Annotated in this window: 19 protein-coding genes; 12 read left to right on the top strand and 7 right to left on the bottom strand. The window is 59.4% G+C overall.

Annotated features, from left to right (window positions below):
• Window positions 1-157: 157 nt before the first annotated feature.
• Entirely contained in the window at window positions 158-700 is a 543-nt protein-coding gene (locus V6S97_RS14040; RefSeq protein ID WP_183229842.1) for a hypothetical protein, read from the top strand.
• A gap of 117 nt (window positions 701-817) precedes the next feature.
• Entirely contained in the window at window positions 818-1,378 is a 561-nt protein-coding gene (locus V6S97_RS14045; protein WP_373426360.1) for an invasion associated locus B family protein, read from the top strand.
• Here V6S97_RS14045 and V6S97_RS14050 read toward each other — a convergent pair.
• From V6S97_RS14050 to V6S97_RS14065, 4 genes are all read right to left on the bottom strand, one after another.
• Window positions 1,375-4,515 (bottom strand): efflux RND transporter permease subunit, encoded by a 3,141-nt coding sequence (locus V6S97_RS14050; RefSeq protein WP_112356374.1) that lies wholly within the window; start codon window positions 4,513-4,515, stop codon window positions 1,375-1,377. The two genes, V6S97_RS14045 and V6S97_RS14050, sit on opposite strands and share 4 nt — an antisense overlap.
• Window positions 4,512-5,789: an efflux RND transporter periplasmic adaptor subunit gene (locus V6S97_RS14055; RefSeq protein WP_112356375.1), complete on the bottom strand. Its 1,278-nt coding sequence runs from the start codon at window positions 5,787-5,789 to the stop codon at window positions 4,512-4,514. The genes V6S97_RS14050 and V6S97_RS14055 overlap by 4 nt, the downstream gene beginning before the upstream one ends.
• 289 nt (window positions 5,790-6,078) lie before the next feature.
• Window positions 6,079-7,275 carry a polysaccharide biosynthesis/export family protein gene (locus V6S97_RS14060; RefSeq protein WP_099087154.1) on the bottom strand — a complete coding sequence of 399 codons (1,197 nt, stop codon included), beginning with the start codon at window positions 7,273-7,275 and terminating at the stop codon, window positions 6,079-6,081.
• Between the two features lie 415 nt (window positions 7,276-7,690).
• Window positions 7,691-8,815, bottom strand: coding sequence for a glycosyltransferase family 4 protein (locus V6S97_RS14065; RefSeq protein ID WP_003506450.1), 1,125 nt, complete (start codon window positions 8,813-8,815; stop codon window positions 7,691-7,693).
• Between the two features lie 503 nt (window positions 8,816-9,318).
• Between V6S97_RS14065 and V6S97_RS14070 the strand changes: the two genes are divergently transcribed.
• The 5 genes from V6S97_RS14070 to V6S97_RS14090 all read left to right on the top strand — a co-directional run bounded on the left by V6S97_RS14070 (window position 9,319) and on the right by V6S97_RS14090 (window position 14,572).
• The gene (locus V6S97_RS14070) at window positions 9,319-10,845 is read left to right on the top strand and encodes an ABC transporter substrate-binding protein (RefSeq protein WP_112356376.1); all 1,527 of its coding nucleotides are present in this window, start codon (window positions 9,319-9,321) and stop codon (window positions 10,843-10,845) included.
• A gap of 106 nt (window positions 10,846-10,951) precedes the next feature.
• Window positions 10,952-11,893, top strand: coding sequence for an ABC transporter permease (locus tag V6S97_RS14075; RefSeq protein WP_162691900.1), 942 nt, complete (start codon window positions 10,952-10,954; stop codon window positions 11,891-11,893).
• Window positions 11,893-12,768 (top strand): ABC transporter permease, encoded by an 876-nt coding sequence (locus V6S97_RS14080; protein ID WP_020808496.1) that lies wholly within the window; start codon window positions 11,893-11,895, stop codon window positions 12,766-12,768. The genes V6S97_RS14075 and V6S97_RS14080 overlap by 1 nt, the downstream gene beginning before the upstream one ends.
• Window position 12,769: 1 nt before the next feature.
• Window positions 12,770-13,993 (top strand): amidohydrolase/deacetylase family metallohydrolase, encoded by a 1,224-nt coding sequence (locus V6S97_RS14085; RefSeq protein WP_087745585.1) that lies wholly within the window; start codon window positions 12,770-12,772, stop codon window positions 13,991-13,993.
• An 84-nt stretch (window positions 13,994-14,077) separates the two neighbouring features.
• Complete coding sequence (locus V6S97_RS14090; RefSeq protein ID WP_020808498.1) at window positions 14,078-14,572, top strand: RidA family protein; 495 nt, start codon at window positions 14,078-14,080, stop codon at window positions 14,570-14,572.
• Between the two features lie 6 nt (window positions 14,573-14,578).
• Here V6S97_RS14090 and V6S97_RS14095 read toward each other — a convergent pair whose 3' ends face one another.
• Window positions 14,579-15,415 (bottom strand): IclR family transcriptional regulator, encoded by an 837-nt coding sequence (locus tag V6S97_RS14095; RefSeq protein WP_161974202.1) that lies wholly within the window; start codon window positions 15,413-15,415, stop codon window positions 14,579-14,581.
• Between the two features lie 89 nt (window positions 15,416-15,504).
• Between V6S97_RS14095 and V6S97_RS14100 the strand changes: the two genes are divergently transcribed.
• Entirely contained in the window at window positions 15,505-16,701 is a 1,197-nt protein-coding gene (locus V6S97_RS14100) for an aminotransferase class V-fold PLP-dependent enzyme (RefSeq protein ID WP_087745755.1), read from the top strand.
• A gap of 49 nt (window positions 16,702-16,750) precedes the next feature.
• Window positions 16,751-18,586 carry an ABC transporter ATP-binding protein gene (locus V6S97_RS14105; protein ID WP_087745581.1) on the top strand — a complete coding sequence of 612 codons (1,836 nt, stop codon included), beginning with the start codon at window positions 16,751-16,753 and terminating at the stop codon, window positions 18,584-18,586.
• A 6-nt stretch (window positions 18,587-18,592) separates the two neighbouring features.
• Here the strand turns inward: V6S97_RS14105 and V6S97_RS14110 are convergent, their stop codons facing one another.
• Complete coding sequence (locus tag V6S97_RS14110) at window positions 18,593-19,201, bottom strand: glutathione S-transferase family protein (RefSeq protein ID WP_334427196.1); 609 nt, start codon at window positions 19,199-19,201, stop codon at window positions 18,593-18,595.
• Window positions 19,202-19,223: 22 nt separating this feature from the next.
• Entirely contained in the window at window positions 19,224-19,589 is a 366-nt protein-coding gene (locus V6S97_RS14115; protein WP_003500789.1) for an ArsR/SmtB family transcription factor, read from the bottom strand.
• A gap of 211 nt (window positions 19,590-19,800) precedes the next feature.
• Here V6S97_RS14115 and V6S97_RS14120 point away from each other — a divergent pair, with 211 nt between their 5' ends.
• The 3 genes from V6S97_RS14120 to V6S97_RS14130 are packed head-to-tail and all read left to right on the top strand — an operon-like array spanning window position 19,801 to window position 23,638.
• Window positions 19,801-20,652 (top strand): ABC transporter substrate-binding protein, encoded by an 852-nt coding sequence (locus V6S97_RS14120; RefSeq protein WP_087745578.1) that lies wholly within the window; start codon window positions 19,801-19,803, stop codon window positions 20,650-20,652.
• A complete protein-coding gene (locus V6S97_RS14125) occupies window positions 20,649-21,776 on the top strand; it encodes an LLM class flavin-dependent oxidoreductase (protein WP_087745576.1) in 1,128 nt (375 codons plus the stop codon). The genes V6S97_RS14120 and V6S97_RS14125 overlap by 4 nt, the downstream gene beginning before the upstream one ends.
• A 29-nt stretch (window positions 21,777-21,805) precedes the next feature.
• Entirely contained in the window at window positions 21,806-23,638 is a 1,833-nt protein-coding gene (locus V6S97_RS14130) for a TRAP transporter large permease (RefSeq protein WP_087745574.1), read from the top strand.
• Window positions 23,639-23,641: the final 3 nt, after the last annotated feature.

The following is a 23,641-nucleotide window of genomic DNA, read 5'->3' on the forward strand; positions in this document are numbered from 1 at the left end:
TGGCTGCAAGAGATGATTCGCCGGGCCTAACAGGCGAAATGATGCGCCGATGAGGAAAAATTGATTACCGGTGGTTTGTGGCGGGAAGAGGCGTCGAAGGCCGGTTCAGGTTTTAAGCCCGTCCGGCAGTTCTTCTTGCGGGCATCAACGAGCCTCCTTGCGCTGGCGTTCCTCTGCCATCGCGCCTGCTGCATTTGCAGAATCCATCGCTTGGGTTGGCTCTTCCTCGGATGATTGGTTCTCGCCAAGTAGCTGGTTTGGGTACACGCGTGTGCCGGGAGCGAACGACCTCGCCGCCATCGACGCTCAAGGCCCGACAATAGCCGCCGGGCGTGTCGCAGAAATCGACGAACTCAGCATTGGCATTACTCTGGATGGGTCGCTGTCAGTGGAGGGCGGCCTTAAGACTTCCAATACAAAACTCGGCAACAAGGATTTGGTCGCGGGCACGTTAAATTTTTCCGGCGGCGATTGGTCGAACAAACATGACATATTTACTGGCGGCGTAGGCATTGGGGAAGTCTCCCTCACCGGCAGCAGGGGGATCTCCGGTGGGAATGTCTACCTGGGTGGCGGTTCGGGCCATGGTTGGCTCACTCTCGACAATCTATCGAGTTTCGATAATACCGGCACCACTTTTGTCGGGGGCGCTGTCGTGATCGGCCGACATTCGGTCGGTCGGGCCACCATCTCGGGCTAACCTAGGGCTCGGCTACGATCTTGGTCCTTCCGCCACTTTGACATTCCGTTATGGCGCGGTCTTTGGGGCGGGTGTGCTGGATCAATCCGCTTCAGCCGAACTGGGAGTCCGTTTCTGATGCCGTTCAGACCAAACATGTCGCGGAATGCGGCGCTTGCTGTTGCCGTCTTCGCCGGGGCCATGGCGGGTGACGCGGGTGCGCAGGAAGCCGCGAACCCGGCCGTACCGCTGCATGAAGTTCATGGAAGCTGGCAACTTGCCTGTGCGGCACCAGTGAAAAAAGATCCCGCCGATCCGAACACCACGGAGACGGCGCCGGCCAAACCGCTCTGCGCCATTGCGCAGGTGCAGCTTGAGGAAAAACCCCGCAAACTTGTCGTCTCGGTCGAATTCCGGCTTGATGATTCCAAAACGCCGGGACAGCTTTCAGGCACCATCGTCATGCCGTTCGGTCTGGCTGTCACCAAGCTCTTTTCGATAAAATCCGACAATGTGCGGCTGCAGGAAGTGCAGGTGAGCACCTGCCTTCCTGTCGGTTGTGTCGTGTCTTTCGCGCCCTTCGTCGAACTTATCTCGGCTCTCGATCGAAGCCCCGGATCTGCAGGGCCGAACCGTCTCATTTCAGCTGCAGTCGGCAGGTTTTTCCGAGGCGTTGAAGCGCTCGGAAGCCTGTATTAAGCCGCGACGGAATCGGGCTCTGCGGCGCCTTCCGGCTTTTGCTGTTCAGCATGTTTCTCGGTTGATTTTTTGCGGGAAAACAGACCGGTGAGGAAGTGGCCAAACCTGTCCATTTCCACGAAGATGACAGGCGTGATGAACAGCGTCAGCAATTGCGAGACGATGAGGCCGCCGACCACGGCGATACCGAGCGGCTGGCGCAGTTCCGAACTCGCGCCCGAGCCGAGCGCAATGGGGAGCGCCCCAAGGAGTGCACAGAAGGTCGTCATCATGATCGGTCGGAACCGGCGCACGCAGGCTTCGTGAATGGCTGTAGCCGGTGGTTCGGCCTTTTCGCGCATCAATTCCACCGCTACGTCGATCATCATGATCGCGTTTTTCTTGACGATGCCGATCAGCATCAGCAGGCCGATCAGCGCGATGATCGAGAAATCCATGCCCATCACCTTCAGCGCCACCAGCGCGCCGAAGGCCGCCGCCGGCAGGCCGGAGAGGATGGTCAGCGGGTGGATGAAGCTTTCGTAGAGCACGCCGAGAACCACATAGATGGTCAGCACCGCCGCCAGAATGAGAATGCCGGTATTGCCCTGGCTCTGCTGGAAGATCGCCGCCGTGCCGCCATAGCTGGTGAAGACATCCTGCGGCAGGCCTATCGTGCTCTTTATCTGATCGATCCGGCTTGTGGCATCGGAAAGCGCCACGCCGTCAGGCAGGTTGAAGGAAATCGTCGTGGAGACGAGCTGGCCCGTCTGGTTGATGGTCACAGGCGCCTGTGTGCGGGTGAGGGTGGCGAAGTTTGAAAGCGGAACCAGAACGCCCGATTTTGCGGAGAGAATGTTGATATCGCTGAGGAAATCATCATTCCACGGTTTGGAGCTGTCGAATTCCACGATAACGTCGTAGCTGTCGCCGGTGGACTGGATCTGCGCCGCCGTATAACCGCCAAAAGACATTTCCAGCGTCTTGCGCAGCTGGTCATTGGTGATGCCGAAGGCGGCCGCCTTTTCCGGATCGACGGAAATCGTTGCGGCGATCGCGCCATTCTGGGCATCCGAGGTGACTGACGTGAAGGTGTGATCGCGGCGCATCGCCTCCATCAGCTTGTTCGACCATTCATTGGTCGTGTCGGCATTCAGGCCCTGAACGACGAGCTGGTATTGGCTGGCAGAGTTGCGCCCGCCGAAACGCAGGCTCTGCTGTGGATTGATATAGGTGCGGATGCCCGCCACTTTCGATGTGGCCTGCCCAAGTTCCGTGAGCACCTGGCTCAGCGGCGCACGCTCTTCCTTAGGCTTCAGTTCCACGAACATCGAGCCGTTGTTCAGCGGGTTACGGGAATTGCCGCCCACAATGGAGGTGACGTGCACCACGGCCGGATTCTTGCGGATCTGATCGGCGACCTGAGCCTGCAGGTCACGCATCGCCGTGTAGGAAATATCCTCACGCGCCTGTGTCGAGACCGAAAGACGGCCAATATCTTCCTGGGGGAAGAAGCTGGAGGGCAGGGTTTCGAAGAGATAAAGCGATGCCGCGACCGAGGCGAGAAATGATGCCAAAATGATGCGGCGATGGGAAAGGCACCAGCCGACGGCGTGACCATAGGCGCGTAGCGTACGTTCGAAACCCGCATCGAACCAGCGGATGATCGCCGGTGGTCTGGAAGAATGGCCGGAGAGGCGCGAAGCGAGCATCGGCGTCACCGTCAGCGACACCAGCGCCGAGGCCATGATCGCCAGCGTGACGACCATGCCGAACTCGTTAAAGAGCCTGCCGATGACGCCGCCCATCAACAGGATGGGAATGAAGACGGCAACCAGCGAGATGGACATGGACAGAATGGTGCTGCTGACCTCTGCCGCGCCCTGAAGGGCGGCTTCCCGCATGGGCAGGCCTTTTTCATGCAGGCGCAGGATGTTTTCCAGCATGACGATGGCATCGTCCACCACCAGCCCCACGGACAGGGTTAGTCCGAGCAGTGAAATATTGTCGATGCTGTAACCCAGGACATACATCATGCCGAAGGCGGTGATGAGCGACAGCGGCACGGCAAGCCCCGGAATGATGGTTGCCGTCAGATGTCCGGTGAAGAGATAAATGACAGCCACCACCAGCCCGATGGTGAGGAACAGCGTGAACTGCACGTCCGAGATCGCGTCCTTGATCGCGATCGAGGCATCATTCATCACGTTAATATTGACTGAAGGCGGTAATTGCTGGTGAAGCGCCGGAAGCTTGGCCTTGATGGCGTCAACAACCTCGACTGTATTGGCATCCGGTTGACGCTGCACGGCGAGAATGATGGCCTGTTCGCCATCGAACCAGCTGCCGGCATTGGTGTTGTCGATGCTGTCGGTGACATTGGCGATATCGCCGAGGTGAATCCGTGCGCCGTTGGTCGTTGAAATGACCAGCGAGCGGAACGCCTCGGCATTGGTGCGTTGCGTGTCCGCCTCGATCGTCAGGCGTTGATTTTCGTTTTGCAAGGCCCCGACGGGCACCTGATTATTCGCTTGGGCGATGGCCGTGGTGACGGTGTCGACGCCGAGCCCTCTTGCCTGGAGCTGCGTGGGGTCGAGGCCGATGCGCACGGCGTAGGTCTGCGCGCCATAAATACTGACCTGGGCGACGCCCGAAATGGTGGAAAGAAGTGGCGAGATGATGTTTTCGGCGATTTCGTCCACTTTGCTGGTGGGCATTTCCTTGCTGTTGACAGCGAGCAGCAGCACCGGCGCATCGGCCGGGTTGGTTTTGCGATAGCTCGGCGTCGTCGTCATGTTGCTCGGCAACTGCCGCTGCGCGCGCGAGATTGCCGCCTGCACATCGGCGGCCGCAGCATCGATATCGCGGTTGAGATCAAACTGCAGCACGATCGAGCTGTTGCCGAGCGTGTTGGTGGCGCTGATTTCGCTGACGCCGGGAATGGTTTCGAACTGCTTCACCAGCGGCGTGGTGACCGAGGTGGCCATGGTTTGCGGCGAAGCGCCTGACAGCGATGACGAGACATTGATCGTCGGAAAGTCCACTTTCGGCAGGGCGGCAACGGGCAGCAGGCTGACGCCGGCGAGCCCTGCCAGTATCAGGCCTATGGCAAGAAGCGTGGTGGCAACGGGCCGGTTGATGCAGAAATTCGGGATCATTGGCCGCCAACCTTTTCCTGCGGAATATTGGCGGCCAGATTACCGGCCGCGCCGCCCTTGTCGGAAAATTGCTCGACGACGAGCTGGCCATCGGCAAGTTCCGATTGGCCCTCGACGATTATATGCTCACCGCCGTTCAGGCCGCTCGCGATGGCCGTGAGATCGCCATTCGAACGGGCGACTTCCACCGGCGTCATATGGGCATGATGGTCGCTATCGACGGTATAGACGAAATTGCCCTTCGGACCGGGCCGCACGGCGACCGTCGGCACGACGATCATCTCCTCATCCGAAACAAAATGAGCCGTGACGTTGACGGACTGGCCGGGCCATAAAAGACCGCGATCATTCTTGAATTCCGCCTTGGCCAGCACGGTGCCGGAGGTCTGGTCCACCGTATTGTCGTAGAACCGCAGCACACCGCTCATCGGCTCGCCACCCGTTGCCGCCGGATCGACATCAACAGCGGTGTCTTTTGTCACGCCTTCACGCAGTTGCGGCAGATAGCGTTGCGAAAGCCGGAAACTGACCGAGATCGGATCGTATTTGGTGATTGTCACGATATTGACGCCTGCGCTGAGATAGGCGCCGGGGCTGACAGTGATGTCGCCGAGCCGTCCGTCGAAAGGCGCGCGGATTTCCATATGCTCGAGCGTCACCTGATCTGAGGCGAGCGTTGCCTTGTCGGCATCGATCTTGGCGCTGGCGCTGTCGCGCGCTGCCCTGGCCTGATCCAGCACCTGTTGCGATTCCGCGCTTTGCTTGACCAGATTGGCGGCGCGCTGGAAGGCTGCCTCCGTCTGCTCAAGCGTTGCCTGATCAGCTGCGATATTGGCTTTGTCCTTGTCGACGGCGGCGCGGGCGATGCGATCGTCCATCTTGAGGATCAGATCGCCTGCCTCGATGTGCTGGCCATCCTTCGCCTCGATTTCGGTAACGAGGCCGGCCTGAAGCGGCGCGATATTGGTGATGTCGGCTGCAACCGCCCAGCCCGTCGCCGTTGCATCCATCGGCAGCGTCGCCTTGCTGACGGCGATGGTGCTGACGGTGGGTGGCCCGCCATTGCGCCGACCTCCACCTTGTCTTTGTCCCTGCTGTCGGGCTGGCTGGCCGCTCTGGGCCGATTGTGCCGCCGGTTCGGTGTTCGCCTGCTGCGAAACGCTGGCGAATTGTTTAAGGTAAGGAACTTGGTCGAGCGGCAAGCGATCCCTAAAATACCAGGTACCGGCGGCTGCAATGGCAAGAACGCTGAGGGCGGTCCAGAAACGTTTCATCTGACGATTCCGCGTAATGAGAGCGATACATGTTTCCCGAACATGTGCGGTAAGCCTTGGGAGCAGCTTTCCCCCACAAGACACCCAATGCGCTGCGAAATCACCTTAAACTTTTGTAATGGCGGCGACAATGACCGTCGCTATATGCGTTGTCTTTCAGGGGGCAGACGGTTTCGGTCCGTGCCGAAAGCCCATGCTTGATCACTTCACCTTCGCCGCCGGTTCCGGCCAAAGAAAAAGCCGCCTCGTTTCCGGGGCGGCTTTGGTACAAGTGGCGAGAAACCGACGATCAGAAGGCCCGGATGGCGTTGCGTGTGGCAAGCACGTCCTCGGCAACATTGCCCGTCGTTGCCGGAACGGAGCCGACGAGATCCAGGAACTTGTAGAGTTCGGTGGCCTGCGAATTGGTGACGTAGATGATGTCGCGATCCTGCATCGGGAACTTGGTGGCGGCGAAGAAGGTCGACGGATCGCGCAGATTGGCGCGGAAGATGACCGGAACGTCCTGTCCGGGGAACTTGGACGTGTTGATGCCGAGCTTCACGAGAAGATCGCGCTTGACGATACGATAGACATAGACCTGGGCGGGGTCGGCACGGGAATCGAGCAGCCCGCCCGCCTTGCCGAGTGCATCCGAAAGCTTGAGATCGGCATCCTCGAACTCGAAACGTCCATTGAGGCCCGAAGCGCCGAAGGCGAGATAGGTGCGGCGCTCACGCTCGACCATGATCGTGTCGCCCGGAACCACATAGATGTTTTCGGAGGGCGTGCTGACGAGGTGGTTGTAGTTGACGCGCGCGGTCTTGCCGCGGCGGATCAGCGTGACATAGGATTCGATATTCGGGGCGCTAAGGCCCTTTGCATAGGAGATAACGTCGAGAACGCGATCTCCTGCTTCCGAAAGCTGAACCTTGGTCGGCTCCTTGACGTCACCCAGCACGGAGGCCTGCGCGGAGCGGCTGGAAATCTTGGTGATGAGAACCTGCGGCTCGATGGCGCGGTTGGCGAGCCGTTCCTCGATTTCGCTCTGGACATCCTCGACATTGCGGCCGGTGGCGCGAATCTTGCCCGCATAGGGAACGCTGATATTGCCTTCCCGGTCGACCGTCTGGTTCGGCAGGCTGATGAAGTTGCCGGGACGGCTGCCCGCGTCGTTCGGGATAAACAGGCCGCCGGCCTGGCTTTCAAAGATCGCGACCTGCACCACATCGCCGACACCCATCGGCAGGGCCGGAACGCCGCCCTTGCCGCCGCCGAAACTGCCGAGCAGGGTCGTGGTTGTGGTATCGCCGACATAATTGAGAACGGCGCTGTTGATATCGAGCAGCGCGTAGTCGACACCTGCGGTTTTCTGCTTGTCCTTGGAGGCAAATTTCACGGAAGCGTTAGATTCGATCGACGCTGCATCGGGCCCGGAAGCCGCTGTAACCGTGCACCCCGTCAGTGCTGCGGAGGCAAGCAGAATCGAAACATTCAATAAACGCATTTGGTCCTCGAAATGAATGCCGTCCGAAAAGCAGAAATAATCCGGACATCGTATAAGTTTTTAAAAATAAGCACTTCATAAATGACACCGGTAAAGAAAATCAAAACCGGTATTACATCCGTTTAGCGGAATCGCATCCCGAGATGTTTACGCCTCCCAATCAGGCATATGCCCAGTTTCAGGCGATGCTTCAAGCTGATCATCGCTCAACTGCACCGAAAAATTTCGGGCGAGGCACGATGTTTTAATCCCCTGATGGTGTCAGTATTGTTGTGCTTCAATATTCAGTCGGCTGCCATAATCTCTTTGATTACCGCATTGCGCTAGTGCAGTTTTGTCACGCTTGCGCGGTTTCTTTTGCGGTTGATTTAATTGAGTTCTAATCAATTGTTTTATAAATGTTTTTATTAGCTCGTCATGCCCGCTCAGCCAGCGCGAAATTCACGGTATCCGCAAATTCCCGCAGGAAACGCTCGCGCGAGAAGCGAGCGGCATTGTTGATGCAGGCGTTCTTGTCGAAGCGATCGGAATTGTCGACGAATTCCTGTACGGCGGCGCAGATCGCTTCCGGTGTCTGCTCACCGAAATAAAGGCCGGTCGGATGGTTGGAGGCGCCGAGAGGGACAACGGTCTCCAGCACCCCACCCTTGCCATAGGCGATGACCGGTGTGCCGAGCGCCTGGGATTCGACGGGCACGATGCCGAAATCGTCTTCTGCCGCAAAGACAAAGGCCTTGGCCTCGGCCATATACTTGTGAAGCTCCTCATTGCCGACGAAACCGAGGATTTCGACATTCGGCGCGGCGATTTCGCGGATGCGTTTCATGTCCGGTCCGTCGCCGATGACGACCAGCCGTTTGTCCGGCATCTTTGCAAAGGCTTCCACGATAAGGTGCACCTTCTTGTAAGGCACCAGCCGCGACGCCGTGACGAAATAGTCACCCTTGAGGTCGGACGGGGAAAGATGGGACGTGTCCACCGGCGGATAGATCACGGTGGAATCGCGGCCATAACACTTGCGCACCCGGTTGCGGATGAATTTGGAATTGACCGTCATCAGGTCGACGCCGTTGGCGGTGCGGATGTCCCACATGCGGATATAGTGAAGAACGGCGCGCGCGATCCATGAGGCGAAGCCGCGCGTCAATCTGGTTTCCTTGAGATATTGGTGCTGCAGGTCCCAGGCGTAGCGGATGGGGCTATGGATATAGGAGACGTGAAACTGGCCCGGCCCGGTGATGACGCCCTTGGCGACCGCGTAGCTCGAGGAAATCACCAGATCATAGCCGCTCAGATCGAACTGCTCGATGGCGAGCGGCATCAGTGGCAGATAGGAGCGGTATTTTTTTCGGGCGAAGGGCAGTTTCTGGATGAAGGAGGTGTTGACGGGACGCCCGCCGAGAAACCCCCGGTCCCGCTCGCTCATGAAATCGACGAGGCAATAGAGGTCCGCGTGAGGATAAATTTCAAGAAGGTTGTGAAGCACTTTTTCGGCGCCACCTCTGTCGGTGAGCCAGTCATGCACGATTGCCGTCTTCATAATTTCCCCAATAATTTCAACGTAATAAAAATGAATGTTCCGCCTTGGAGTAAAGTTCGGCGGTGTAGAATATCAGGTCTGTCTGCAGCCTTTAAAAATACGGCTGGCGGTGATGAATTGCGTAACGACTAATAAGAATGTGCTGGTATGTATGTGGTGATCTGATGTTGGTCTGATCTTTAATAGCACTTTGTTCGCAAATGCGAAATATCCAACGTTCTTAATTCCCTTTCTTCCTTTACAGCCGAACGCCTGCCGTCATTCCCGCCGTCCCGGCTGGAAGAGTTGGATTTTTTGGTGCGCTGTATTTTGGGTAAAATCCCCATTTTTCCATCACCTTACAACCTGTTGCCGCCTCCCGCGCAAACCTGCCTCGCGTTTCGCCGATCACGGAAACTCATCGCCATGCCTCATTCTCATTGACACGGCGATGTATCAAGATATTCTGTTATAAAGATGCATATAACATAATAATGGAACACATAAGAGCTGGGAGCTTGACCATGAGACGTAAACTTGCATTTCTCGCCACTGTCGCTTTGCTGTTGGCACCTAACGTAATGATGGCCGCGGAGAAGGGCGGCGTCATCAATGTCGCGACGATCGGTGAGCCGCCGACACTTGATCCCATGGCGTCTACCGCCGATCTCGTCGGCATCGTCACGCAGCATATTTTCGAAACACTCTATACCTTCGACAAGGGCTGGAAGGTGACGCCGCTTCTGGCGGAAAGCCTGCCCGAGATCAGTGCTGATGGTAGAACCTACACGATCAAGCTGCGGCAGGGCATCAAGTTCCATGACGGCAGCGACATGACGTCCGAAGATGTCGTCGCCTCGCTTGGCCGCTGGATGAAGATCGCCTCGCGCGGCAAGCAGGCAGCCGGCTTCATCGAAAATATCTCCGCGCCTGACGCAGGGACGGTGGCGATCACCCTCAAGCAGCCCTATGCGCCGCTGACCTCGCTGCTCGCCTTCAACAATTCGGCGGCGATCATCCTGCCCGCTGAAAAGCAGGCGGAGCCAATGGCCGAATTCATCGGCACCGGTCCCTATATGCTGAAGGAACGCAAGGCCGACCAGTATATCCAGCTCGTCCGTTTCGACGGCTATAAGTCCCGCGACGGCGAAAGCGACGGTTATGGTGGCGCACGCCATCAATATCTCGATGAAATCCGCTTCGTTCCGGTACCCGATCCGAACACCCGCGTCGAAGCCGCTGTTTCCGGCCAGTATGACTATGTCGATTCCATTCCGGTGGAATCCTTCGACAAGGTGAAGTCGTCGGCGGCGTCGCAGCCGCTGATGCTGAAGCCTTTCGGTTTCCCGGTCTTCGTGTTCAACACCAAGGAGGGGCTTTCTTCCAAGCTTGAGGTCCGCAAGGCGGTAACCGAGGCGTTGAACATGGAAGACATGCTGGCAGCCGCTTTCGGCAGCAAGGATTTTTATGCGCTTGACGGCGCCTATTATCCCGACAATTTCTCCTGGCACACGGAAGACGGCGTCGAGGGCAACTACAATGTCGGCAACCCGGAAGCCGCTGCCGAAAAGCTCAAAGCGGCCGGTTATAATGGCGAGCCGCTGCGCATTCTCACTAGCCGCCAATATGAGTTCCACTACAAGATGGCGCAGGTTGCCGCGGAATATCTGAAGCTTGCCGGCTTCAAGGTGGATATGCAGGTGGTGGACTGGGCGACGCTGACGCAACGCCGCGCCGACCCGAAGCTCTGGGACATCTATATCAGCCACAGCCCCTTCCTGCCTGAACCGGCGCTGATGGGCGCGCTTTCGACCAGTTCGCCGGGCTGGTGGGACACGCCGACGCGCAAGGCTGCGGTTGACGCCTTCACCTCCGAAGCCGATCCGGACAAACGCATCGCGCTCTGGGCCAATGTGCAGAAGACGATCTATGCCGAGCTGCCGCTCCTCAAGATCGGCGACTTCAATGCCGTGGCGGCCAAGTCCAACAAGCTGGAAGGCGTCGATCCGGCTCCGTGGCCCTATTTCTGGAATGCCTCGGTCACGAAATAAGGCCAGGACGGCAATCGGGTGCCGGGCTGCCGGCACCCTTCAGCAGTTTCGCTTCAACTATCGCGCATGAGCAGTCCGCCGCTTGTGCCATTGGGAGCCCTTATTCGTGATACGGTATATTTTCCAGAGACTTGCCGGAATGGTCGTGGTGATGTTCCTCGTCGTCACCATTGTCTTCGTCATTCTGCGCGTCACACCCGGAGACCCGGCCTCCGTGATGCTGGGGCCGGATGCCTCGGCGCAGGACATAACGGAGCTGCGCACCCGGCTCGGTCTCGATCAGTCGCTTGGCGTGCAATATGTCTATTATATCGGCCAATTGCTGAAGGGCGATCTCGGCCAGTCGATCTTTCTCAACATGCCTGTTGGATCGGCCCTGCTGGACCGGGCGGAGCCGACATTCTTCCTGACGATCTTTTCGCTGCTGATCGCCAGCGTCATCGCGCTTCCGATCGGCATCTATGCCGCTTACCGGCGCGGTTCCTTCGTGGATCAGGCCGCCACCACCATTGCGATGCTGGCGGCGAGCATTCCAAGCTTCTGGCTCGGCCTCATCCTCATGCAGTTCTTCGCCGTCCGGCTCGATATGTTCCCGGTCTCGGGATATGGCGGTCCGGGCGCGAGCTTCCTCGAGCGCATGTATCACCTGACCTTGCCGGCAATCGCGCTCGGCCTCGTTTCCTCGGCCCTCATTCTGCGTTTCACCCGCGCCTCGATGCTGGATGTTCTCGGCGACGATTACGTCCGTACCGCCAGAGCCAAGGGTGTCAAGGAGCGGCGGGTGGTGATGAAACATGCGCTGAAGAATGCGCTCATTCCCATCCTGACCGTGCTTGGTCTCACCGCCGCCGTACTGATTTCCGGCGCGGTCGTCACAGAAACCGTCTTCGGCCTGCCCGGCATCGGCAATCTCGTCGTGTCGGCCGTGTTGCGACGCGATTATCCGGTCATTCAGGGCGCGCTTCTCGTCATCGCCGGGCTTTACGTGCTCATCAATTTTGCAATCGACATGCTCTACCTGCTGGTCGATCCGAGGGTTCGTTACTGATGGCCGATATTGTTTCCACCGCCCCGCCGGCGCGCAACCCGAGCATCCTGTTCATTCGGCGTCTGCTGAAGCGCAAGACGGTTGCCGCCGGTCTCATCGTTTTGCTCATCTTCGTGCTGCTTGCGGTTTTCGCACCGATGATCGCGCCTTATTCACCGTCGAAACTGTCGATCGTCAATCGCCTGAAACCGCCGAGCGAACTCTACTGGTTCGGCACCGATGAGTTTGGCCGTGACGTCTTCTCCCGCACCATCTACGCTGGAAGACTGTCGCTTCTGGTCGGGGCCGCGGTGGTGGCGCTTTCGGCGCTGATCGGCATCACGCTCGGCCTGCTCGCCGGTTTCTTCCAGAAACTGGATACGCCGATCGCCCGGCTGATCGACGCCATGATGGCTTTTCCGGATATTCTGCTGGCGATTGCGCTGGTGGCAGCGCTCGGACCGTCGCTGACGACTGTCATCATTGCTCTTGCCGTCGTCTACTCGCCGCGCCTTGCCCGCATCGTGCGCGCCTCGACGCTGGTGATCCGCGAATTGCCCTATGTGGAGGCGGCCAAGGCGCTTGGCATTTCCACCTTCCACATCATGACGCGGCATGTGCTGCGCAATCTCGTCTCGCCGATCCTCGTGCAGTGCACCTTTCTGTTCGCCAGCGCCATGCTGGCCGAGGCCGGCCTTTCGTTTCTGGGACTTGGTGTCAGCCCTGAAATACCCACCTGGGGAACCATGATTTCCGCCGGCCGCCAATATATCGGTCAGGCGGACTGGATGACCTACTTCCCCGGCTTTGCCATCATTTTTTCCGTGCTCTCGCTGCAAATGGTCGGCGACGGGCTGCGGGACATGCTCGACCCAAGACTGCGAAGGGATTTGTAATATGACGTCCGGTGAACAGGCGAAAGCGCCTCTTCAAGCTCCCATTCTTCTCACCAATGTCAAACCCGTCGGTTTCGGAAAGGGGGCGTCCCAGGCCTCGACTGATATTCTGATCGGTGGCGATGGCAAGATTGCCGCGGTAGGCTCTGCGCTGCAGGCGCCCGCGGATGCGCAGCGTATCGACGCCAAGGGCGCCTTCATCTCGCCCGGCTGGGTCGATCTGCACGTCCATATCTGGCACGGCGGCACCGACATCTCCATCCGCCCTTCCGAATGCGGGGCCGAGCGCGGCGTGACCACGCTGGTGGATGCCGGTTCGGCGGGTGAGGCGAATTTCCACGGTTTCCGCGAATATATCATCGAGCCCTCGAAGGAACGCATCAAGGCCTTCCTCAATCTCGGCTCCATCGGGCTTGTCGCCTGCAACCGCGTGCCGGAACTGCGCGACATCAAGGATATCGACCTTGATCGAATCCTCGAATGTTACGCCGAAAACAGCGAGCATATTGTCGGTATCAAGGTGCGTGCGAGCCACGTCATCACCGGCTCCTGGGGTGTGACGCCGGTCAAGCTCGGCAAGAAGATCGCCAAGATCCTGAAAGTGCCGATGATGGTGCATGTGGGCGAACCGCCGGCACTCTACGACGAGGTGCTGGAAATTCTCGGCCCCGGCGATGTCGTGACGCATTGCTTCAACGGCAAGTCGGGCTCCAGCATCATGGAAGACGAGGACCTGTTCAACCTTGCCGAACGCTGCGCCGGTGAAGGCATCCGGCTGGATATCGGCCATGGCGGCGCATCCTTCTCCTTCAAGGTGGCGGAAGCGGCGATTGCGCGTGGCCTTTTGCCCTTCTCGATCTCCACGGATTTGCATGGCCATTCGATGAATTTCCCGGTCTGGGATCTCGCGACGACCATGTCGAAGCTGCTGTCGGTCGATATGCCCTTCGAAAAGGTGGTCGAAGCCGTCACCCGCAACCCGGCCTCCATCATTCGCCTCGATATGGAAAACCGCCTCGATGTCGGCCAGCGCGCTGATTTCACTGTCTTCGATCTTGTCGATGCCGATCTCGAAGCGACCGATTCCAATGGTGACGTGTCGCGTCTGAAGCGCCTGTTCGAGCCGCGTTACGCGGTCATCGGCGCGGAAGCGATCACCGCCAGCCGCTATATCCCGAGGGCGCGCAAGCTTGTGCGCCACAGCCATGGTTATTCCTGGCGCTGACCCCGACTGGAACGGCGGAGGGCATTGCCTTTCGCCTTCCGCAGACACGACGGGATACCCGTCCCGGCATTATGAGGAATTCGCGTGAAACAGTCTTCGCTTGATGCAGAAGAGCATCTTTCGCCCTATGACCGGCTTGCCGCGCTCGGCATCTCCCTGCCGCCGCCGCCGCCGCCGATTGCCAATTTCGTCACCCATGTGGTGGAAGGCAACATGCTTTACCTCTCGGGGCAGGGGCCGCGGGAGGAAAACGGCCATCTTTATGCCGGCAAGGTGGGCGCGGAAATCGGGCTGGAAGAGGCCTATAACCATGCGCGCCTCACCGGCATCAATCTGCTTGCCGTCATGCATGAGGCGTTGGGGGATCTGGCGCGGGTGAAGAAGGTGGTCAAGCTGCTCGGCATGGTCAATGCCGTCAGCGATTTCCGCGATCATCCGAGCGTCATCAACGGCTGCTCCGATCTCTTCATCAACGTGTTCGGCGATGCCGGGCAACATGCTCGTTCCGCCGTAGGTTTCGGCTCATTGCCGGGCAATATCACCGTCGAGATCGAAGCGATCGTCGCGCTCAAGGGGTGAGGCTATTTAATGGTTGCGCCAGCCCATCAGCTTTTCGATCCGTTCCGCCGAGACCCTGACCTGTTCGGTGTAGTGGTTCTCGTCCGCCAGCACCTTCTGTTCCGGCAGCACGATGGAGATCGTCGCGACGCATTCACCCCTGTTATCGCAGATCGGCGAGGCTATGCAGGCGACGGCGTAATCGGATTCGGCGACCTGTATCGACAGCCGGTCATGAAAGGCGGCCGCCGCCGATTGCGAGAGCGTCTCCGGGTTGATCTCCGCGCGGCCAGTCGGCGAAGAACGGGCGCAGCGCCGGAAAAGTTCGAGACGTTCCGCCTCCGGCAGATGGCCGACCAGCAGGCGGCCGGACGCCGTCCAGTTCAGCGGAACACGGGTGCCGACGCGGGACGCGACCTGGAAATGGCTCGGCCCATCGGCCATGGCCAGAACAAGCATATGGTCGCCGTCGCGACCGCAAAGCTGGACGGTTTCGCCAGCGTGGCGGCAGAGATCATGCATTTCATGCGTGGCAACACCCATGAAATCCAGCGAGCGGGCATAGGCAAGGCCGTAGTGATAAAGCCGCGCGCCGAGCCAGATGTTGCCGTCGGCATTGCGGGCCAGCATGTTCTTTTCGACGAGATCGTCGACGATCACATAGACGGTGGAAAGCGGCGCCTTGATTGCCTTGGCAATGGCGTAAGCGCCAGCCGGCGATCCGGTTTCGTAAAGATAATCAATCACCTGAAGAGCGCGGTCGATGCCGCTGACGCGCGAGCGTTTGGCCGCCTTCGCGTCCGGGGTTTCTTCCGTGGGAGACACGGCGGTTGAAGGCATTTCGTCCAGCTTATGGGCGTCCAATTTCCGGCTCCTCATGAATTTTGAGAAGCTATTACATTATTATGGCATATATGTCGATGCCCAACGCATCGCAAAGACAGGAGAAAGACATGACCGAGGATATCAGAAGCAGGATCGGCCTTCGCCCGGTCATCAACGTCTCGGGCACCATGACCTCGCTCGGCGCTTCCATCGTCGTTCCGGAAGCGGTTGAAGCCATGGCGGCCATCCTGCCGCAATTTGTCGAGATCAACGATCTGCAGCGCAAGGCAAGCGCGGTGATTGCGAGGCTGACGGGCGGCGAGGCCGGTTTCGTCACGGCCTCCTGCTCCTCCGGCATCAGCCTTGCGGTGGCGGGTGCGATCACCGGCAACAATCTTCTGGCCATCGAAAAGCTGCCCGATGTGACCCCGGAAAAGAACGAGGTTCTGGTGCAGATGGGCCATGTGGTGAGCTATGGCGCACCGGTGGATCAGGCGATCCGGCTCGGCGGCGGCAAGGTGGTGCTGGTCGGGCAGGCGACATCCACCCATCGTTTCCACATGGAAAACGCCATCACCGAAAAGACGGCGGCGGCAGTTTATGTCGTTTCGCACCATGTTGTCGACTACGGCCTGCTGCATCTTTCCGAATTCGTCGAAATCGCCCATGCCAAGGGTGTGCCTGTCATCGTCGATGCCGCTTCCGAATATGACCTGAAGCTGTTTCTGGCCACGGGAGCGGATGTGGTGCTCTATTCCGGCCACAAGTTCCTCGGCGGCCCCACGTCAGGCATCGTGACCGGCAAGAAAGAACTGGTGCGCAACGCCTTCCTGCAGAATATGGGCATTGGCCGCGGCATGAAGGTCGGCAAGGAGAGCATTTACGGCGTCATGGCGGCGCTGGAAGCCTGGGAAAAGCGCGACCATGCCGGCATCCGTGAGCGCGAGACCGGCTATCTCAACCTCTGGAAAAAGACACTGGATGGACGCCCCGGCGTGACGGCGCTGATCGAGCCCGACCCGACCAACAACCCGCTCGACCGGATGCGTGTCATCATCAATGCCGAAGAAGCGCATATCACCGCGTGGGACCTGACGACGGCGCTGGCCAGGGGTAATCCTCCGATCATCACCCGCGACCACGAGGTGGAACACCACTATTTCTATCTCGACCCATGCAACCTTCACCCCGGACAGGAAACCATCGTGGCTTCGCGTCTGGCCGAGGAACTGGACAAGGCGCGCGCCTCCAACGAGGTCATTGCCACTCCGTTCGACGACCGTAGCCGCCATCGTTTCGACGGCATGCTGCGCTGGCCGGACTAAGGCTCGACCGCTGGCACCGCCAAAACCTAACGACAAGAAGGGAACGATCATGACCATGCCGCAGGCAGCACCGCTTGGTGCCGAAGATGCCGTGCTTTCCGTCCGCAACCTCACCACGTCCTTTCACGTGGATGGCGGCTGGAAACCCGTGGTGCGTGATATTTCCTTCGATGTTGGGCCGGGCGAGACGGTCGCAATCGTCGGTGAAAGCGGATCGGGCAAAAGTGTTACCTCGCTCTCCATCATGCGGCTGCTGGATCGTGAAAGCAGCAGGGTTCAGGGCGAAATCCTGCTCGGCGGACGCAACTTGCTGTCGCTTTCCGAAGACGCCATGCGGCAGGTGCGGGGCAACGAGGTTGCGATGATCTTTCAGGAGCCGATGACCAGTCTCAATCCGCTCTTCACCATCGGCGACCAGATTTCCGAGGCCCTGCTGTGCCATCAGCCCATGTCGAAAGCGGATGCCCGGGCCGAAACGATCCGCCTTCTCGAAAAGGTCCGTATTCCCTCGGCCGCATCGCGTTTCGATGAATATCCGCATCGCTTTTCCGGCGGCATGCGCCAGCGCGTGATGATCGCCATGGCGCTGGCCTCCCGCCCGAAGCTGCTGATTGCCGACGAGCCGACGACCGCGCTCGATGTGACCATTCAGGGCCAGATACTGGACCTCATCAAGACGCTTCAGGAAGAGGAAGGCACGTCGGTTCTGTTCATCACCCATGATATGGGTGTGGTGGCTGAGATCGCCGACCGCACCGTCGTCATGTATCGCGGCGAGCAGGTGGAAGTCGGCGCGACGGCCGATATCTTCCATCGCGGCAAACATCCCTATACCCGCGCGCTTTTGTCCGCCGTTCCGGTTCTGGGTTCCATGACGGGTGAGGAAAGACCGCTCCGGTTTCCCATCGTCAACACCACCACAGGCGAAACGCAGCAGCCGGCGCGCCCGGGCGATACCGTCGACGCGAGCGCTCAGCCAGTGCTCAAGGTGGAGGGGCTGACCAAACACTTCGATATTCACTCCGGTTTGTTAGGCCGGCTCAGCGGTCGCGTGCATGCGGTGGAAAACGTGTCCTTCGATCTGCGGGCCGGTGAAACATTGTCGCTGGTGGGCGAAAGTGGTTGCGGCAAATCGACGACGGGACGAGCCATCATGCGGTTGATCGAGCCGACTGCCGGTTCGGTGGTGGTCAATGGCGAGAATATTCTCGCTCTCGACAAATCAGGCATGCGCGAGATGCGCAAGACGGTGCAGATGATCTTTCAGGACCCATATGCCTCGCTCAATCCGCGCATGACCGTGGGTGCGGCGATTGCCGAACCCTTTCTGGAACACCGCATGGGAAGCGCCCGTGAGGCGAAGGATGTGGTGGCCGATATGCTCAAAAAGGTTGGTCTCTCGCCCGATATGGCGGTGCGTTACCCCCACGAATTCTCGGGCGGTCAGCGGCAACGTATCTGCATCGCCCGCGCGCTAGCGCTCCAGCCGAAGGTGATTGTCGCCGATGAGAGCGTTTCGGCGCTTGATGTTTCGATCAAGGCGCAGGTCATCAACCTGATGCTGGATTTGCAGCAGAGCCTCGATCTCGCCTTCCTGTTCATCAGCCATGACATGGCGGTGGTGGAACGCGTCAGTCACCGTGTCGCGGTGATGTATCTCGGCGAAATCGTCGAGATCGGCCCGCGCGCGGCGGTGTTCGATAATCCGCAGCATGACTATACCCGCAAGCTGATGGCCGCCGTGCCGGTGCCGGACCCGGATCGCAGAAACACCCGGCGAAATGCCGCGAATGACGAGCTGAAAAGCCCAATCCGCGCGGTCGATTACGTGGTGAAACCGCGTGAGTACCGCGAGGTTTCGCCCGGCCACCTTGTCGCCTGTTAAAGCAGGTTAAAGACCCGGTACGTCAGAGGTCGCGAAAGGCACGCGGTAACCGCGCCGGAAGGTTTCGCGTTGTCCGAGGTGGCGATACCAGCGCTGTACCGCCGGATAGTCGTCGAGGTCGATTTTGTGACGCGCGAAACGCGAGACCCATGGCCAGATGGCGATATCGGCTATCGAAAAATCACCGGCGATGAATTCCCGACCCGTCAGCCGGTCGTTCAATGTCCGGTAGAGGCGCTCCACATCCGCGGCGAAACGCGTCTCGGCAAAGGGTGCCTGTCCGGCATTGTAGGTCAGGAAATAATGGGCATAACCGAGTGTGGGGCCAAAATTGGCGCCCTGCCACATCAGCCATTCGGTGACGGTCAGCCGCGCAGCAGTGGAGGCCGGCAGAAGCCGCCCGACTTTCTCGGCGAGATAGATCAGGATCGCGTTCGATTCCGTCACAACGGTGCCATTGTCGCGATCGGCGATCGCCGGGATTTTCGAGCCGGGATTGATGCGGCTATAATCGGCTGAGAATTGCTCGCCTTTTTCGATGTCTATGGCGTGGCTGACATAGGGCAGGCCGAGTTCTTCCAGCGCAATCGAGATTTTCAGGCCGTTGGGGGTGATCTAGGTGTAAAGGTCGATCATGCTAATCGAACATCGCCTCATCTAATGGCAAAGCCCGCCTGCCTTTCTTGCCGGTCACGTCGGATAGGTCAGTATAAAGACCGCGTAATGTCAGAACCAGCTGGACGATGCGCGGATCGGTGACGCGATAGATCACCTGTTTGCCTTCCCGCGAGCCTTCGATGACACCGGCGTCACGCAATTCGGCAAGCTGCTGGGAAAGCGTTGGCTGCTGGATGCCGAGTTCGTATTCCAGTGCGGAAACGGAGGCTTCCGTTTCCATGAGATAACAGACGATGGCCAGGCGATTGGCATTGGCGACAAGCTTCAAAAGCTCACTCGCCTCCACCACGCTGCGGCAGATGAGATTGGAAACCGGTTTCGTCACGACTACAGGCCCATTTTTCAAACTATAAAAAAGTAAATTGTATTGCGATAAATTTCAATGGCTTGATGAAGCTCACTTTGGTCAGATCAAGCATTTTTTAAAATCTACAGGATTAGTAGATTTCTCTTTCGCTTTCCGGCGGAGGATCGCCAAAACGTTCCTCGAAAACACTCTATAAAAAAGTAGATTGATTGCGAAATGAGGTGTCGACATGAAAATCGGGGTCCATCCCAACAATCTGCATTTGCGGCTCGCCCGGCTCTGGCCCGGTGCTTTCAAAGAATTTGATCCGGAATTCGTGCCCTATCGCGAGGGGCGCGATACGGCGGCGCTTCTGGAAAAGGGCGACATCCATTTCGGCGGTACGGGCTCGACGCCGCCCATCGAGGCGGATGCGCGCGGGCTCTCCGCAGCCTATATCGCTGCCTCGGCCCCGAGACCCGCAAATGGCGCGATCCTCGTGCGGCGCGACAGCCCGATCCGCTCCGCCGCCGATCTCTCGGGAAAGCGCATATCGCTGATCGATGGCTCTTTTCATACCTATCTTCTGGCGCGCAGTCTGGAAGGGGCCGGGCTTGGTCTTGCGGATGTGACGCGCATCGAAAGCGGCGACAGCGACAGCCTGCACGATCTAGTCGAAGGCCGCGTCGATGCCTGGGTGACGATGTCGCCACGGCTCGAAAAAGCTCTTACGCATGACGGGATCAATCTTCTGGTCCGGTGCGGCTCCACCATTCCCAACCGCTCGCTGTTCTGGACGCTGGCACGCCACGACATAACACCGGAGACAAGGCAGGCGCTTGCGGCGGAACTCGACCGTGTCGGTCGGGCCGTGATGGCGGATATCGACGGGGCCGCGGCTCTTCTCGCCGCCGAGCCGGGCAGCGAGGGTGACGCGCAGTCATGGGCAAAGGTGCTGCGCTCGCGCGATCTTTCGGTAGTGCCCGCCGCCGAAAATATCCTTGCCGAACAGCAGGAGGAGGCCGATACGCTTTACAGGCACGGTCATTTCTCTTTACCGGTTCTGACGGGTCAATCAGCCAGCGCGGGAGGCGACAGATGAATGTTTTCTGGTACATGTGCGCGCCCGATGGCGCCTATCCCTGGCAGCCAGAAGGATCCCGCAAGGTCGATCTCGGTTATTACAAGCAGCTGGCGCTGGCTTACGACCAGCTTGGTTACACCGGCGCATTGTTTGCCACCGGCGCGCATGACGTCTGGGTTCTGGCGGGCGCGCTGCTCTCCTATACCGAGCGGCTGAAGTTTCTGGTCGCCATTCATCCGGGCCTTGTCGCGCCGACCCTGCTTGCCAAGATGGCGGCAACGCTTCAGGAGTTTTCGCGCGGACGCCTGCTGATCAATGTCGTTTCGGGCGATGCGAAGATGCTCGGCGCTTATGGCATGACCATGCCGCATGACGAGCGTTACGAGATGGCGGATGAATATCTGCAGATATGGCACCGGCTTTTCGCCGGTGAGACGGTCGATTTCAAGGGCCAATATTTCCAGACGGAGGGCGCAAAGCTCGCTCTGCCAGTGGGGCAGGGCATAGAGCCGCCGCCGCTCTGGTTCGGCGGTTCGTCGGATAAGGCGATCGACGTTGCCGCCAAACATGTCGAGACCTATCTCTCATGGGGTGAAACGCCGGACCAGATTGGTGCTAAGGTCGATCTGGTCAAGGCGCGCGCGGAAAAGCTCGGCCGCGAGCTGGAATACGGCATCCGCCTTTATGTCATCGTGCGTGATACGGATGAAGAGGCCTGGGCCGCCGCCGCCGATCTCTATGGCCGTATGGATGCGAACGCGATTGCTGCAAACCAGCGTTTCGTCGGCAAGACGGATTCCGTCGGCCAGCAGCGCATGACGGCAATGCATGGCGGGCAGAAGCCTGAGAACCTGCGCGATCTTGAAATCGCGCCCAACCTCTGGGCCGGCATCGGTCTTGTTCGGCCCGGGCCGGGAACGGCGATTGTCGGTTCGCCGGATACTGTCATCCGCACGTTGGAGGCCTATAAGAAGGCGGGCGTGAATACCTTTATCCTTTCCGGCATGCCATTGCTGGAAGAAGCTTTTCGCTTCGGCGAAAAGGTCCTGCCGCGTATTGACGTGTCGCGTGAAGTCTCGTCGGCGAAACAATTCACCTGGTCGACTTTGTTCGACCGCGACCTCTCGGCAAAGGCCTCCTGAGCATGGCTTTGGGAGTGGAGAAGAAAGACATGACGGCAAGTCCGGCAACGATATCAGCACAAAGGCGCATCGGCCCGCAACGCGTGGCCGAGCGTGTGCTCGCCGTTCTGGACAAGGCGCTCGGTGCGGTCGCCGCCGCCATCCTTGCCACGCTTCTCGTGGTGGTGCTGGTCAATGTCACCCTGCGTTATCTGTTTCACACCGGCTTCATCGGTGCGGAAGACCTCGGCATCTGGCTGCATGTTGCGATGATCGCGGTCGGCGCGCCGCTCAGTCTCAAAAGTGCGCTTGCCATGCGCCTCGATGTTTTCGTGCGGTTTTTGCCTGAGCGTTTTCATGCCGCAACCGAAGTTCTGGCGGATGCCTTCTCCTTCGTCGCAGCGCTCATCCTCGCCTTCGGCGGGGTTGAAATCGCGGCGATGCTGGGCGGCACCTCTCCGACGCTTGGTCTGCCGGAATGGGTGCGTTTCGGCTTTCTCGGTGGGGGCGGTGCGCTGATCCTTCTTTATCTGGCGCTTCAGCGTGTCAGTGAAGGCAAGGCGCTCGCCGTTCTCGCGTCTTTGGCCATCGCAGTCGTGGCCTATTTCGGCCTGCCGGAAGTGTTTATCGATACGAACCTGCCGCCAAGCCTGTTTCTGGCGCTGACGGCGGCGCTGGGGCTGGTGCTGGCGGCACCGCTCGCCCATGCTTTCCTCGCCGCGGCTTACGTGGCGATCGCCTTCGGCAGCACCTTGCCGGAGCCGGCCATCGTGTCCTCGACCGTAACAGGCATGTCGAAATTCCTGCTGCTCGCCATCCCCTTCTTCCTGCTCGCCGGAAGCCTGCTGACGGAATCGGGTGTGGCCAACCAGCTGGTTCGTTTCGCCGCTTCCATGGTCGGCCACCGGCGGGCTGGGCTGGCGCAGACGACGCTTCTGACCAGCGTGCTGTTTTCCGGCGCATCCGGTTCTTCTGTCGCCAATGCCGCCTTCGGTGCCTCCACCTTCCAGCCGGAACTGGTAAAGCACGGTTATCCGCCGGCGCAGGCCGGCGCGATCATCGCCGCCACCTCGGTGCTGGACAACGTCATTCCGCCCAGCATCGCGTTTCTTATCCTCGCAACGGCCACCAACCTTTCGGTCGGCTCGCTGCTGGTTGGCGGCTTCTTTGCCGGCGGGCTGATGGCGGTTTGCCTAGCGGTAGCGATCCATTTCAGCGTGCGCAGCGTCGATACTTTGCCGCGCGCCACGGGAACGGAGCGATGGCGCTCGGCCATCGCCGCCATACCGGCCTTCGGTCTTGGCGTCATCGTGGTGGTCGGCATCCGCATCGGCATCGTCACCACCACGGAGGCCGCAGCACTTGCGGCGCTTTACACGCTGCTTCTCGGCTTCGGTTACCGGCTGGGTGCGGGCCGCATTTTCGCGACTTTCCGCCAATCCGCCGGTGAGGCAGCGGCCATCGGTCTTTTGATCGGCACGGCCGGACCTTTCGCCTTCCTGCTCGCGGTCGATAATGTCTCCGGCCTTGTCACTGACTTCGTGACGTTACTTGGCGGCAGCAAGATCGCGGTGCTTCTGCTCTCCAATCTCATCCTGCTCGTGGTTGGTCTGGTGCTGGATATCGGCGCGGCCATTCTGCTGTTCGGTCCGATCCTGCTGCCCGCCGCCGTGGCTGCCGGCATCGATCCGATCCATTTCGGTGTCATCCTGGTGGTCAATCTCATGATCCACGGCCTGACGCCGCCGCTCGGCATGCTCATCTTTGTGGTCAGTGGTGTCACCCGTATTCCGGCGACAGCACTGTTCCGGGCCGTCGTCCCCTATCTCGTCTCTCTTCTCGTTTCCCTTGCCATTTTGTGCGTCTGGGCCATTTTCTTCTAAATC

Origin of the sequence: Agrobacterium sp. CCNWLW155, assembly GCF_036888815.1 — a bacterium.
Lineage (GTDB): Bacteria > Pseudomonadota > Alphaproteobacteria > Rhizobiales > Rhizobiaceae > Agrobacterium > Agrobacterium radiobacter.

What these genes read in the sequence shown, in the direction of transcription:
- V6S97_RS14105 (WP_087745581.1), top strand. Translation starts at nt 16,751, where the DNA reads ATGACCATGCCGCAGGCAGCACCGCTTGGTGCCGAAGATGCCGTGCTT.
- V6S97_RS14120 (WP_087745578.1), top strand. Translation starts at nt 19,801, where the DNA reads ATGAAAATCGGGGTCCATCCCAACAATCTGCATTTGCGGCTCGCCCGG.
- V6S97_RS14085 (WP_087745585.1), top strand. Translation starts at nt 12,770, where the DNA reads ATGACGTCCGGTGAACAGGCGAAAGCGCCTCTTCAAGCTCCCATTCTT.
- V6S97_RS14130 (WP_087745574.1), top strand. Translation starts at nt 21,806, where the DNA reads ATGACGGCAAGTCCGGCAACGATATCAGCACAAAGGCGCATCGGCCCG.
- V6S97_RS14080 (WP_020808496.1), top strand. Translation starts at nt 11,893, where the DNA reads ATGGCCGATATTGTTTCCACCGCCCCGCCGGCGCGCAACCCGAGCATC.
- V6S97_RS14045 (WP_373426360.1), top strand. Translation starts at nt 818, where the DNA reads ATGCCGTTCAGACCAAACATGTCGCGGAATGCGGCGCTTGCTGTTGCC.
- V6S97_RS14055 (WP_112356375.1), bottom strand. Translation starts at nt 5,789, where the DNA reads ATGAAACGTTTCTGGACCGCCCTCAGCGTTCTTGCCATTGCAGCCGCC.
- V6S97_RS14100 (WP_087745755.1), top strand. Translation starts at nt 15,505, where the DNA reads ATGACCGAGGATATCAGAAGCAGGATCGGCCTTCGCCCGGTCATCAAC.
- V6S97_RS14070 (WP_112356376.1), top strand. Translation starts at nt 9,319, where the DNA reads ATGAGACGTAAACTTGCATTTCTCGCCACTGTCGCTTTGCTGTTGGCA.
- V6S97_RS14060 (WP_099087154.1), bottom strand. Translation starts at nt 7,275, where the DNA reads ATGCGTTTATTGAATGTTTCGATTCTGCTTGCCTCCGCAGCACTGACG.
- V6S97_RS14125 (WP_087745576.1), top strand. Translation starts at nt 20,649, where the DNA reads ATGAATGTTTTCTGGTACATGTGCGCGCCCGATGGCGCCTATCCCTGG.
- V6S97_RS14050 (WP_112356374.1), bottom strand. Translation starts at nt 4,515, where the DNA reads ATGATCCCGAATTTCTGCATCAACCGGCCCGTTGCCACCACGCTTCTT.
- V6S97_RS14065 (WP_003506450.1), bottom strand. Translation starts at nt 8,815, where the DNA reads ATGAAGACGGCAATCGTGCATGACTGGCTCACCGACAGAGGTGGCGCC.